Here is a 13,608-nt window from a genome sequence, read left to right on the forward strand (position 1 = left end):
TCGCGCCCGGTTGGTTCAGTTGAGGCGCAACCTACGGAGAAACTCTCATGTATTCGAATGACCCTCTGAAGGGCCGCACTGCCCTTATCACCGGCGGCGGTACCGGCATCGGACTGGAAATCGCCACGACGTATGCGCGGCTGGGTGCGAACGTAATGCTGGTCGGCCGCAACCAAGAGCGCGTCGAGGCCGCTGCGAAGGCTATCGTTGATGAAGGCGGAAAAGCCGCAGCGCTCAAGGTGGACGTGCGCAGCTACGAAGAGGTCAAGGCAGCCGTCGAGACCACCGTGGAGAGGTTCGGGACGCTGGACATCCTGGTGAACAATGCGGCGGGCAATTTTGTCTGCCCGACGGCGGAACTCTCGCCCAACGGATGGCGCACGGTGATCGATATCGATCTGAACGGGACTTTTCACGGCTGTCATGCCGCCTACGCGTATCTGAAGGCGTCACCGCACGGCGGCTCCATCATCAGCATCATCACGATGCTGGGCGTCACGGGTTGGCCGGGTTCAGCCCATGCCTCCGCAGCAAAGGGCGGCATCCTCTCGCTGTCCCGCACGCTCGCGGTGGAATGGGGTGGCGACAACATCCGCGTCAACACAATCTCTCCCGGCCCCATCGGCGATACGGAGGGTGTGCAGCGGATGTATATCGACGCAGGCAATGGCGACCTCGAAGCCAGGAAGACTGCGTTGGGCCGCTTCGGCCGCAAGCAGGACATCGCCAACGCCGCAGTCTTCCTCGCTTCCGATCTGGGCGGATACGTCACCGGTGAGAACCTCATCGTGGATGGCGGGCGCTGGCTCAAATATGTGGCCGCCTGATCCGAACGGGACATTTTGAACCATAACGATCAAAAAAAGGACTGACAGAATTGAGAGGTGTCGACCCTTTCATCATGGTTTGCAAGATCAATCAGGCGCTTGCCACCGCGTCTTAGGGGATCCAGTCTCGCGAGGCGCTATTCATATGATCGACAGGCTCTGCCATAAACGGCCTCGTCGTAGGGCATAGCCTCCTGCATTCGGACTCTGGCGGATAGGGAGTCCCCACTCCTTGCGTCGCGAGGCTCTAAGGAGCAATAAAAACGTACGGGGGGTGCTCTCTTAGTCGTCGCCGCCGCGTCACTTCTAAATTTATGTCACAGTTCTGCCGCGCATGCAACGGCAAGACTACTTCACGTATGGGAGACAAGATGAAAGCCGTATTGTGCAAAGCCTGGGGCCCCCCCGATTCCCTCTCGCTGGAGACATTGCCCGACCTGGTGCCGGGCGAAGGTGAAGTCGTCATCGACGTTAAGGCCGCCGGCGTGAATTTCCCCGACGTGCTCGTAATCCAGAACAAGTACCAGGTCAAGCCCGAACTGCCGTTCTCGCCGGGCTCCGAGCTGGCCGGCGTGGTCAACGCCGTGGGCGCCGGTGTCACACATGTGAAAGCGGGCGACAAGGTCATCGCCTACCTGAGCAATGGCGCATTCGCGACGCAAGCCAAGGCGCCCGCCAAGGGCGTGGTGCCGATGCCACCCGGCATCGACTTCGACGTGGCTGCTGCCTTCACACTGACCTACGGTACCTCCCACCATGCGGTGGTGGACCGCGGCGAGCTCACGGCCGGCGAAACCATGCTGGTGCTTGGCGCGGCCGGCGGTGTCGGGTTGGCAGCTATTGAAATCGGCAAGGCGATCGGCGCGCGCGTGATTGCCGCGGCATCCACCGATGAAAAGCTCGCGGTGTGCAAGGAACACGGTGCGGACGCCGTGATTAACTACACCACCGAAGACCTGCGCGAGCGTATCAAGGCCCTGACCAACGGCAAGGGTCCGGACGTGATCTACGACCCGGTGGGCGGCGTCTATGCCGAACCGGCATTCCGGTCCATCGCCTGGCGCGGCCGCTACCTTGTGGTCGGTTTTGCCAATGGCGAGATTCCGAAGATGCCGCTGAATCTGGCGTTGCTCAAGGGGGCGTCCCTGGTGGGCGTGTTCTATGGCGAGTTCGCGCGCCGCGAGCCGAAGACCAACCAGGGCAGTATGGCGCAGATGTTGGGCTGGATGGAGGAAGGCAAGATCCGCCCGCATATCTCGATGCGCTATCCGCTGGAACAGGCACCGCAGGCGTTGAAGGATATGGAAGCGCGCAAGGTGACGGGGAAGATCGTCATCACGCCGTGATGCCACTGTGCTCCGTGTTCCCGCGACGAGGGGAGGGGGAGACACCCTCGTCAGGAAATGACGGCGTCTGTGTGTTGCCGGACGTCGTCAGCCACTTCTCGCGGTCACATCGAGCAGCGCCGTCAGCACGACGATGCTGGCGAACATCGTGTAGATATCGAACGTGTCCTCTGCTTGCAGTACGAGGTAGCCGATGCCCCGCGCCGAACCCGGTTACGTGCTCACCCCTCCCGTCCCCCATCGCGCAAATGGTCGTCGCGTACGGAATCTCTATTTGGTTCGTACGGATAATGCCACGTTCCAAGGCGGGTGTGAATGGCGCCTTATCGCAATGGTCCGGTGTCGAAGCCACTGCGGCCACTCGCCTAGGTGGGTGCGAATGACCGGGGCTGGCCGGAAGGGGCCAAAAAAGTGCTGGCCTGGGCTGGCTCGAACGACGTGCTTCGCGGCAGGCGAGCGCCCGCGGCACAGGCAGTGCAGACGGCCTGGCAGCAGGGCAGGTGTAAGGCCTAGGCCATTCCCTCACCGTGAAAAGACGGTCTTCCCTCCCACGATGGTCTCGAGCACCTGGATATCCTTGATCCGTGCCGGTTCCTCCAGCGGGCTGGCGGACAGGATGGCGAAATCCGCGAGCTTGCCCGGTTCGATCGAGCCGCGGCTGTTCTCCTCGAATGCCTGCCATGCAGCGTCGATGGTGACCGCGCGCAGCGCCTGGGTGGGACTGATGCGTTCCGACGCCCCGATCACCTTGCCGCTGCTCGAAATCCGGTTGGCCGCCGACCACATCAGGCGCAGCGCATCCATCGGTACCACGGGTGTGTCAGTGTGGATGGTGAACCGCAGCCCCCGCTTGAGCGCGGATTCCGCCGGGCTGATGCGCATGGCGCGCTGCGGCCCGAGGAAGACGTCGCGGTGCCGGTCACCCCAGTAGTAGGTATGCAGGACAAAGAAAGTCGGGATCACGCCCAGTGCCTTCATCCTGTCGAGCTGGTCGTCGCGCGCCGTCTGTGCGTGGACGATGATGTGGCGCGCGTCGGCACGGGGGAAGGCCTTCTGTGCTTCGCTGAAAGCGAACAGGATGTCGTCAATGGCGGCATCGCCGTTGCCGTGGATGGCGATCTGCCGACCTGCTTTGTGTTGCTCGAGCACCAGCGCGGCAAGCTGTTCGCGCGGCATGGTGGGGTAGCCGTGATAGGCGTGATCCTTGCCGGGCGCGTGCACGTGGTATGGCTGGCTCAGGTAGCCGGTATAGCCCTGGATCGAGCCGTCATCGAAAAGCTTGGTGGCACCGATCCTGAGCAGTTGCGGATCCGGTGAGCGGAACTCGGCCTTGCCTTCGATCAGCGCCTTGGCGACAGGAGCGGTGGGCCAGAGTACCAGGCGGATCGGCAGTTGCCCCTGCGCGGCCGCCTCCTGGACCATGCCCAGCAGCCTGGGATTCCCGAGGGCGCCGTCTTGCGCTGTCGTCACGCCTTTGGCCGAGTAGATGTCGGTGGCCTTGCGGATCGCCTCGAGATTCTTCTCGCGGCTCGGCGTCGGTATCCTGGCCGCCACCGGCGCCAGCGCGGGGGTCTCCTCCAGTACGCCATTCAGTTCGCCCGTGGCGGCATCGCGCCGGAATTCGCCACCCTGCGGATTCGGGGTGTCCCTGGTGATCTGCGCCAGTTCCAGGGCCTTGCTGTTGGCAACGGCAAAGTGGCCCGAGACGTGGCGAACGAAGATCGGATGATCGGCGGATACCCGGTCCAGGTCGGCTCGGGTCGGGTGCCGTTTCTCCGTGACCAGGGTGTCGTCATAGCCGTGGCCGAGGATCCATTCTCCCTTGGGCGTGATTTCGGCCTTGCGCTTCAGGCGCGCGACGATCTCGTCGATGTTCTTGACGGTGCCCACGGGGGCACTGCTCAGGTCAACGGAGAATGCCTCCGCGGTACCCGTCGCCAGGAAATGGCTGTGCGCGTCGACGAAGCCGGGAATCAAGGTTTTCCCCTTCAGATCGACCACCCTGGTGCCTGCCCCGGCCAGTGCCTCGATGTCGCTCCTGCGTCCTACCGCCTGGATGCGGCCGTCGCGTACGGCTACTGCTTCCGCGGTGCGGTTGCCGGCGTCCACCGTCAGTACTCTGCCATTGAGGTAAATCGCGTCTGCATTCGTGGCCGAATTTTCCACGGCAGCGCAGATCGACGGCCCTGTGACGCCGCCCGCCGCAAGTGCCACTGTCAGGGCGCATCTGATGGACCGCATCTTCGTTGTCGTTCTCATAGTCCGGTATCTCCTCCCTTGTCCTTGTGCTTGACCTCGGTTCTGCTTGCAGTACCCTCCCGGAATCAGGGGTGGGCAGGCCAGCCTAGCTCAAGAGCGGGAGGCGCTCGTAGATCCAGAAGACGACGATCTATGGTGCCAGTGGTCATGCCGGCGATGCTGTCAGCGGGCCGAAGCTGATCCCGTACGAGCAGCAGGTTCTCTCAAGGCTTGCCTTCGACCCGCTGCCGTCATTCGCACACGATTTTGCGAACGGCCGAAGTTCGGCGATCCAGCGGTTGCCGGATACGCCCAGTCGCTCCAAAACTGAACACATCGATTCAAATTACAACACTTCACGAGGCGCATCTGATGGACAGCGTCTGAAAAAGACGTCGCCAGACACGGGTACAGTTCATGCGTCAAGGCTTGCGAGGACAGGAGACCTCATATTCATTACGACCTTGGAGACGACATGACCCACCTGAACATCGCTAATCGCGTCGACAGCTTCTTCATTCCCTGCGTGACCCTCTTTGGTCCGGGCTGCGCGCGCGAAACGGGCGCTCGCGCCAAAGCACTTGGGGCCAGGAAGGCTCTCATCGTCACGGATGCCGGCTTGTACAAGATGGGGCTCTCCGAGGTCGTCGCGGGGCACATTCGCGAAGCCGGGCTCCAGGCCGTCATCTTTCCGGGTGCTGAGCCCAATCCCACCGACGTTAACGTTCACGACGGCGCAAGGTTGTTCGAGCGGGAAGAATGCGACTTCATCGTTTCGCTCGGCGGCGGTTCATCGCACGACTGCGCGAAAGGCATCGGCCTCGTTTCCGCCGGAGGCGGACATATCCGCGACTACGAAGGCATCGACAAATCAACGGTGCCAATGACGCCGCTGATTTCGATCAACACGACCGCTGGCACTGCTGCGGAAATGACACGCTTTTGCATCATCACTAATTCGAGCAATCATGTGAAGATGGCAATCGTCGACTGGCGTTGCACGCCGTTAATCGCCATCGACGATCCGAGCCTGATGGTCGCGATGCCGCCCGCCTTGACGGCGGCGACCGGCATGGACGCATTGACTCACGCCATCGAGGCATACGTTTCCACCGCCGCCACGCCAATTACCGATGCCTGTGCGGAAAAGGCGATCGCGCTGATCGCCGAATGGCTGCCCAAAGCGGTCGCGAACGGGGACTCGATGGAAGCACGCGCTGCGATGTGCTACGCCCAATACCTTGCCGGCATGGCCTTCAACAACGCATCACTCGGTTACGTGCACGCGATGGCCCATCAACTCGGCGGCTTCTACAATCTGCCCCACGGCGTGTGCAACGCGATCCTGCTGCCGCACGTGTCGGAATTCAACCTCATTGCCGCGCCGGAGCGCTACGCGAGAATCGCCGAACTGCTAGGCGAGAACATTGGGGGCTTGAGCGCGCACGACGCCGCCAAAGCTGCAATCTCGGCGATCCGGACCCTTTCCGCGTCGATTGGCATTCCGGCGGGTCTGGCAGGCCTGGGCGTCAAGACGGACGACCATGAAGTGATGGCAAGCAATGCGCAAAAGGATGCTTGCATGCTGACGAATCCGCGCAAGGCCACGCTGGCGCAAGTCATGGCAATCTTCGCCGCGGCGATGTAATGCGTATGTTCCCTGCTGCGAAGGCAGGAGGGGCGGGCAGACTGCGGACCTTTAGGGAGCATCACCGAAGGTCCGCTTGTGGCCGGCGACTGCTGTTGCGTTCGCGCAAGATTCGGCGGCGACGGTGAACCGTAGTATGGGGGCGGGCGTGCGCCGGCATTGCAGTGACGTAGCGATAAGTTGCTATAACGTTGCGCTTATCGGCAAGGTTGGCGCGCCGCCGAGCATAGTGGTTCTCCGCTGCGGCGACGTTGGAGGCATCTGCACGGACGGGGAGCCACCTATAGGGGTCGTCCCTGTCATTGGCGTTTGCGACACCACTTTTAGTCCGATCCTTCCCCGTTTCGGAGCATTCCGCTTTCGCGGGCGTGCCTGTACAAGCTTGCAAATGACGCCGGAGTTTCATCAAAGCAGTCAGACTCTATTGACGGTTAGATCGCGTTTTAGAATGACTGAACGGGTCTCATACTTATGGAGGACGGGCGTTGCCTTTACCCCGAACTAAGCTTTTGGTGCATCTATTCGGTTGAACAAAGGGGATCGTATGGCACCGCTGACGCAGGACGTTGTGGGGTACGAGGAATGGCTGCGTCATCAGTGCGATGTCGTAGAAGGCGACCTGCTTTTCAAGCACGAGCGCATGCGGAAGGACGCACATACGTTCCTGCGAGCGACGTATTTCCGTTGGGCAAAGGGTGCTTTACGTTTCGCGGCCGACTGCCTCGACGCTCCGTCCGTGCTAGCTATTGGCGATTGCCATGTCGAGAACTTCGGTACCTGGCGTGATGCAGAAGGACGGCAGGTATGGGGTGTCAACGATTTCGACGACGCTGCAATCATGCCTTATTCATTGGATTTGGTGCGGTTGGCAACCAGCGCGACCTTGGCACAGCGGCGCGAGTCTCCTGCGCCAGATGTTTGTGCGGCCATTCTCGAAGGCTACGTAAACGGTATCCAGCAGCCAAGGCCGGTCTTGCTTGAACAGGGCTTTCCGTGGTTTGGCAAGCTGATGTGGGAGCTCATCGACAAACCTCAGGAATTCTGGCAATCCCTGGAGAATTTGGAGCATGTGAATCCGCCGCGCGGAATCGTACGAATGTTCGAGCGAAGCCTACCCCGGGGAGCCACGCTGGAATGGGTCGCGCCGAGGCGGCGTGGCGGTGGAGGTCTCGGCCGTCCCAGGTATTGCGCTATGGCGAACTGGCAAGGTGGGGCGATCGTCCGCGAGGCTAAGGCACTGGTGCCGTCGAGCTGGTACTGGGCTAACAACCGAAAGACGAAGGCCTCACGATTTATTGACGTAGCAAACGGCGCATACCGTTCCCCAGATCCCTTTCTTCAGATTTGCGACAGCTTCATTCTGCGGCGCATCGGACCAGACAGCCGCAAGCTCGACATCGATGATGTTGCGAAGGCGGGAAGGGGGCCACAGTTGTTGGAGGCAATGGGGCGCGACGTTGGGTCGATCCATGCCGCGCATAGGCGCGTATCCGAAGTGCTGACGCATCTGCGCAGCCAGCCCAAGGGATGGCTGCTCGACTGCACCGCGCGCTCAACGGCCAGCGTCCTCGAAGACTACGACACCTGGCGAACCCTCGTGCCTTCCGATTCACCGCGGCAGTCCGACCGTAGGCCACATAGGAAGGCGCACAAACGGGGCCAATGACAACCGCCCGCTTCCCTTTTGGACGTCAAGGTCGTGCCGCCGCGCAACTGTATGGTATCGGCATTGACCGCCGAGATTTGAGCGGGGGAGGCGGGTGTTAAGCCTTCGGCGGACGCCCCGTTTTCACGGCTTCGAGCTTCCTGATTGCCGCCAGCAACTCCTTCGGCGACCTCTCGGTCAGCAGCAACAACCCAGCACGCAGAATTTCGCTCTTCTTGTTGCGCACGCCACCCTCCAGACAGCGCCCCTTCGTTCAGCGATCTTCTGGTAGTCCGACTTCGGCATCGTGAAACTGTCGCGTACCACCTTTTCGCGCTTGGCTAGGAAGTGGCTGTCACAGTAATGTCATTTGGATGCCGACATAATCGCTCATCAAGCAACTCTGCTGCTTCGAATGATGCACGTAACGATTCGTACTTTTACTATCCCAGGAAAGCGGAGCCGCGAGCCGCTACACCAAGCGGCTGTGTACGCCACGAAGGCACAGGACGCCGCTCCTCTAATGAGAAGTGATTGGAGTCAGAGAGAGTCCGAGGTATTCAAAGCAGCGATGAATTGGGCTCGACGGAATTCCTATATCGTGTCGAATCCCCGGCCAGGCTCATTCTATGGAATCGCTGCTGGTCACTAAGTGGAACGGCTACCATCGCACTGCTGGCCGGTGCGATGGGATTGAGGCGCGATAGGACGTTTCAACCTACTATTTACCGCGCCCGGTACCATTGGTGTGCCGATATGAGAAAAGTGGTGGCTAGCCGTGGTGGCATCCATCGAGGCCGGCCGTCGCGGCAGTCCAGCATTCACTTCGGCGAGCCTGGGCGCCTTGTGCTTCGGAACCGCTTCCAAAGCCTCCGTTGATTATCACGATCGTCCGCTACGCGCGCCGCCAGGAAGCCGCGCGCATAGCCTGCACCATCCGAGGCCTTCCGATGGTGCTGCTGCAGATGGCTAAGCAGGCCATCTGCTACCGCCATGTCGTTGCCCCAACCCAGATCATCCTGCAGTTTCGCCAGTACCTGTCGATACGGCTTCAGGCTCTTCTGCTCGAAGAGGTCCGCGAAGAACTCAACCGCGTAGCGCAGCTTCTTTGCCGCGATCCGTGCGCGGTGGCGATGATGCGCATCGAGCTTGTGCAGGCCTCGGCCACGGCGGACCAGCCTGCGATGGCGTTGGCGCAGGACCCGATCTGCAAGCACGCCGATACGCTTCTTGAGCATCTTGCGCGTGTCATCGGACGTATCGCGCCATGGGTTCGTCGTTATCCAGTGATCGAGCGCAAGCGCAACGCGTGCATAGCGCGGCGACTGTACCGCAGCCGTTGCCTTGGCATGGCGGTCCTCTGCGATTTCGGCGGCCGCCGCCTTGGTTTCCGCCATGGGGTCGGGCTTGTCGTCGCCTGCATCAACCTGCGACAACGTGGAGTGTGCCAGCACATACCAGTCACGTGATTGGCCGAGCTCGTCGGCAATCCACTTCACTTCATCCTCGAGGGCAGCCGGCAGTTTGACCACATCCTCGAACATGTCGAGCGCGGAACGGAAGCGGCGCAGGCCCACGCGCATCTGATGCACGCCCTCGGGCGAATGTCCGGTGGCTACCAGCGGCACATTGGCATGCACCTGGGCCAGGCAGTTGTGCAATATCTTGCACAGGGCCTCTTCCACAGTGTCTTTCTTCCTCAGGGAGATGGGCAGGGCTTTGATCGCCGAGCGGTTGTCGCATACCAGCAAGTCGTAGCCCCGGTCGCTCTTGCTCTGCATGCTTAGGCTTAACGGTACCTTATCGATGAGCCGGAGGCCGACTTCGCCAAGGCGGCGGGGATCGCCATGCTTGAGTTCCAGTTCAAGCTCGCAGAAGGAGCGAGCATGCTCTGCCGCCGTGATCACGCCGGTGTCTAGTGCGAGTTCGATCTCCTCGCCGCTCGTCGGCCTTAGCGTCCACAATTTCCGGGTGACCGTGCTTCGAAAAATTGGGGCTAGCTGATCTGACAGCGATGCGTTCTTGAGGACATGTGAAAGCGGCGAAGACTTTGGCACAGCGGCGCGCAACGCTTCGAGATCAGGTTTAGCCTCTTTCAACTCGGATTCGTACTCTTCGCGCTCGAAGATCCCGGCGCGCTGCTCGCCGGTAGACTTCAGGGTCTGCACGATCTGGTCGCCATCGCGGCGAACGCGCAAAGCTGCACCGTTTCGCCGCAGGAGAAAGTCGGGAGTATCGAAGTATTCGCTTTCCAGGGCCTGCTCCTGTGGCGAAAGCAGTTCCGCGTCCAGAAGCGTTGGCAATTCGCGAATGGCGGCGTCCTGGTCCCCCGCCACTTCAAACTTCAGTTCGTTCTCCATGGGTATTGCTGCTCCTAAGGGCGATGGGGCATGTCTAACGCGGCTTGCCTATCAGTTCCTACACCAGATCGCAGGATTTACCCATCCGTGTCGGCGAAAGCCGGCTCTTCGGACATTGCATTCGCGATCGTAGATACCCGTGCAAGAGATATGCCGTCAGCGGGCGGCGAGAAGCAGACATTCAGCAATGAAAAGTCGGGCAGCCGAATGGTTCACATCGTATTGCAAGCATTACCGTCAGATAACCAGCCATTCGACACTTGGTATGACTTCACCCTGCCGACGCAGCGGTTTGGAGCCGGTGCGACACGACGCCAATACCTTGAACCGTTGTGTTTGGAGCACATAGGGAGGAGATGTGGGAGAGGGTGGCCGGGATTCGAAAAAGATCCGCCACATCTTCGCTAAGCCTCGAACCCCACCGTTTGGATGATTGCAGCGGGCGCATTGCTGGCCAAAAATCAGGAAGAAGGAAGGGGGACCACCATGCGACGACTACCTCTCGTTGACATATCCTTGTTCTTCGCAATGATAGGGTGTTGTTCAAGCGTCCACGCCCAGTCCGGCGTGACGCTGTTCGGTATCGCCGACGCCGGTATCGAATTCAGCAATAATGCAGGCCGCAATGGCGACAGTCTCGTGCGGCTGGTTTCCGGGAACCAGTCTGGCTCGCGTTGGGGGCTGCGGGGCATGGAGGATTTGGGCAGCGGGCTGAAGGCAGTCTTTCTGCTGGAAAGCGGCTTCGACATCGATACCGGCAATTCGGGCCAGGGCGGGCGTCTGTTCGGCCGCAATGCCTATGCAGGGCTCGACAGCCAATACGGCTCACTGCTGCTGGGACGGCAGCAAACCGCCATGCGCGAATTCGGCAATATCTATGACCCCAATGCGATTGCCGACCGCTACAGCATCCTCTCGATTGCGCCGGAGTTTGGCGCGCGCGCGGACAATACCGTCAAGTATGTGGGCAAGTTCGGCAAGCTGACCGGCCAGGCTTTCTACTCATTCCAGGCTAATGGCAGCGAAGTGGCCGGCAGCAACGTTTTCGGACGTAATTTCGGCGCGTTCCTCAACTATGCCTCCGGCCCCTTCGCGCTGGGCGTGGCCTATGACGATGCGCACGTCGGCACGCCGACAAACCAGGCGCCGGTCCTGAGGCGCGTTTCCGTGGCTGGCACCTATGCAGTGGGTGATGCGAAGGTCTATGCCGGCTACCGCCTGGCGAAGGCCTATGATGGTGCCATGCTGCCGGGCGCCCAGGCGGCTAACACCGGCTCGAACCTCTACTGGCTGGGCCTGGCTTACAAATTGGCGCCGGCGTTCTCTCTGACTGGCGCGGCATACTACCAAGACTTCCGCCAGACCGCATCCGACCCGTGGCAATTTGTGCTTACCAGCGATTATTCACTCAGCAAACGCACCGACCTCTACGCCTCGGTCTCCTACGCGCTAAACAAGGATAACTCGGCACTGGGGGTCAACGGCTTCAACAGTGGCAGTGGCACGTCGGCTGTCTTCAACGTACAGCCTGGCAAGGATCAGGTGGGTGCGGTGGTGGGCGTTCGTCACCGGTTCTGATGCGCCTTGCCACGGAGCGTGCGCGGCCCTCCCGGGCCCCCTTCCGGGCTTCCATGTCGAGAGCGGGTCTCGAACGGAACAGTCGCGCAGGTCGCGCTCGCTTACCTGGTGGCAGACTACGGCGACGGCTTCTACGGCACCGGGGAACGCGGCACGTTCGCCATCGAGGCCGTTAGCCGTGCATACCTGCGGTCGAATCCTGGTGGGGAACGGGAAGCTACCCTGAAGGCTACGCCGCTAGGCAGTTCCCGACCCGCAACAGCCTTCGATCACGCCTGCAGTTGGCTGGACGCGTGCACCGCCCCTGGTCTGCCGCAGACAGTTGCTGCGGTTGTCGACGTCATGTCAGGCCAGACGACATGATCCCACTGCTGCACATGGAGGTGGACAGCATTGCTCCACCAAAAATTGCTTGCGCTTTATAACTACGACTACTACTATCGTAGTTATGGTGGCATGTCGGTGCTACCGATATGCCACGGTGCGGCGTACCGTGGTTAAGGGCCGGGGGCTGCATGTTTCGATACGCTGAAATGGCAATCGGAGCCTTCATGGCCACTAGCGCACCAGCGACCTCCAGTTTTGAGGCTGGATTGAGGGAAGGGCGCATCGACTCAAGAGTCTCAAAGATGCATGGAGTGAAGAAGGATGAATCGCAAGTCTCGACAAACGCTGCTCGCCGCTGCCCTCGTGGCAATCCTGGGGGCCGGCGTGGCAGCTTCGGTACTGCGTCCCCAGCACGGCGGGGAAGCTCAGGCCACCTCGCCGCCGCCGGCCCCGGCGGTTGAAGTGGCGGCAGTGGTGGGCCAGACCATCACCGAATGGGATGAATTCTCGGGCCGCATCGAGGCCGTGGACCGTGTGGAGATCCGTCCACGTGTGTCCGGTACGATCGAAACGGTGCATTTCCGCGATGGCTCGATCGTGATGAAGGGTGACCCGCTGTTCACGATCGATCCGCGCCCGTATGCGGCCGAAGTCGCGCGCGCCGAGGCGGCGCTGGCGGCGGCGCAGGTACGTGCAACGCATGCGCAGACCGAAAAGGTGCGCGCGCAGCGCCTGCTCGACGATAACGCGATCTCGCGCCGCGAGTTCGATGAGCGTATCAATGCGGCCAGCGAGATGTCGGCCGACGTCCGCGGCGCGCAGGCGGCGCTGGAGGTGGCGAAGCTGAACCTGGGCTACACGCGCATCGTTGCGCCGGTCACGGGCCGCGTGTCGCGTGCCGAGATCACGGTGGGCAACCTCGTGGCGGCCGGAGCGGCATCGCCGCCGCTGACCACGGTGGTATCGGTCTCGCCGGTGTACGCGAGCTTCGATGTCGACGAGCAGAGCTACCTGCGCTACACGGCGCCGAGCGCTGGTGGCGGCAAGGGCGACCTGCCGGTGTTCCTGGGCCTGGCCAACGAGGAGGGCAACCCGCACAAGGGCCGGATTCATTCGATCGACAACCGGCTCGACACGCGCAGCGGCACGATCCGCGTGCGCGCCGTCTTCGACAACGAGGACCGCCGCCTGCTGCCGGGGCTGTACGCGAAGGTCAAGCTCGGCGGCGGCTCGCCGTATCCCGCCGCGCTGGTCAACGATCGCGCCATTGGCACAGACCAGGGTAAGAAGTTCGTGCTCCTGGTGGAGAAGGCCAACACGCTCGCGTACCGCGAAGTCGAACTGGGGCCGACGTACGAAGGGCTGCGCGTGATTCGCAAGGGTCTGCAACCGGGCGAGAACATCGTCGTGAACGGCCTGACGCGCGTGCGCCCCGGCGACACCGTGACCCCGAAGCCGGTGGCGATGGCCTACCGCAGCGAACTGGAGTCGCGTGGCAGCACGACGGACCGCAAGCAGGCCGCGGCTGACGCCAAGGCCGGCACGGCCGGCAAGGCCAGGGTGAGCTGAGTCCCGCCCTCCGCCACAGACCGAACTGGAATTCTCCCCTGAGGTTGCACATGGCGTCCGCTCCGGCGGA

At 61.7% G+C, this 13,608-nt stretch carries 9 protein-coding genes and 1 pseudogene; 6 read left to right on the plus strand and 4 right to left on the minus strand.

All coding sequences use genetic code 11. From position 1 onward, the window contains the following. Positions 1 to 47: 47 nt before the first annotated feature. Together LPA45_RS30690 and LPA45_RS30695 are read left to right on the plus strand one after the other, a co-directional pair. Positions 48 to 827 (plus strand): SDR family oxidoreductase, encoded by a 780-nt coding sequence (locus LPA45_RS30690; protein WP_317925010.1) that lies wholly within the window; start codon positions 48 to 50, stop codon positions 825 to 827. Positions 828 to 1,198: 371 nt separating this feature from the next. After that, entirely contained in the window at positions 1,199 to 2,173 is a 975-nt protein-coding gene (locus tag LPA45_RS30695; protein WP_195430937.1) for an NADPH:quinone oxidoreductase family protein, read from the plus strand. Between the two features lie 117 nt (positions 2,174 to 2,290). Here LPA45_RS30695 and LPA45_RS30700 read toward each other — a convergent pair. Together LPA45_RS30700 and LPA45_RS30705 are read right to left on the minus strand one after the other, a co-directional pair. After that, a pseudogene (locus LPA45_RS30700) lies at positions 2,291 to 2,383 on the minus strand (ABC transporter permease); the annotation flags it as partial. A gap of 312 nt (positions 2,384 to 2,695) precedes the next feature. Continuing rightward, a complete protein-coding gene (locus LPA45_RS30705) occupies positions 2,696 to 4,282 on the minus strand; it encodes an amidohydrolase (protein WP_367395315.1) in 1,587 nt (528 codons plus the stop codon). A 604-nt stretch (positions 4,283 to 4,886) separates the two neighbouring features. Between LPA45_RS30705 and LPA45_RS30710 the strand changes: the two genes are divergently transcribed. Both LPA45_RS30710 and LPA45_RS30715 read left to right on the plus strand, forming a co-directional pair. Next, positions 4,887 to 6,059: an iron-containing alcohol dehydrogenase gene (locus tag LPA45_RS30710; RefSeq protein WP_116318567.1), complete on the plus strand. Its 1,173-nt coding sequence runs from the start codon at positions 4,887 to 4,889 to the stop codon at positions 6,057 to 6,059. 544 nt (positions 6,060 to 6,603) lie between these two features. Next, complete coding sequence (locus LPA45_RS30715) at positions 6,604 to 7,725, plus strand: DUF2252 family protein (RefSeq protein ID WP_317925013.1); 1,122 nt, start codon at positions 6,604 to 6,606, stop codon at positions 7,723 to 7,725. 97 nt (positions 7,726 to 7,822) lie between these two features. Here LPA45_RS30715 and LPA45_RS34235 read toward each other — a convergent pair whose 3' ends face one another. Together LPA45_RS34235 and LPA45_RS30725 are read right to left on the minus strand one after the other, a co-directional pair. Further along, entirely contained in the window at positions 7,823 to 7,951 is a 129-nt protein-coding gene (locus tag LPA45_RS34235; protein ID WP_376790704.1) for a hypothetical protein, read from the minus strand. A gap of 574 nt (positions 7,952 to 8,525) precedes the next feature. Beyond that, on the minus strand, positions 8,526 to 10,064 hold the full coding sequence (locus LPA45_RS30725; RefSeq protein ID WP_317925014.1) for a CYTH and CHAD domain-containing protein: 1,539 nt from the start codon (positions 10,062 to 10,064) through the stop codon (positions 8,526 to 8,528). A 528-nt stretch (positions 10,065 to 10,592) separates the two neighbouring features. On the opposite strand from LPA45_RS30725, the gene LPA45_RS30730 reads away from it, so the two are divergent. Next, entirely contained in the window at positions 10,593 to 11,642 is a 1,050-nt protein-coding gene (locus LPA45_RS30730) for a porin (protein ID WP_116318635.1), read from the plus strand. 648 nt (positions 11,643 to 12,290) lie between these two features. Continuing rightward, positions 12,291 to 13,538, plus strand: a complete 1,248-nt coding sequence (locus LPA45_RS30735) for an efflux RND transporter periplasmic adaptor subunit (RefSeq protein WP_317925015.1) — start codon at positions 12,291 to 12,293, stop codon at positions 13,536 to 13,538. The last annotated feature ends 70 nt before the right edge of the window (positions 13,539 to 13,608 follow it).

The sequence above is a fragment of the Cupriavidus sp. Agwp_2 genome (assembly GCF_040784895.1).
Taxonomy (GTDB): Bacteria; Pseudomonadota; Gammaproteobacteria; order Burkholderiales; family Burkholderiaceae; genus Cupriavidus.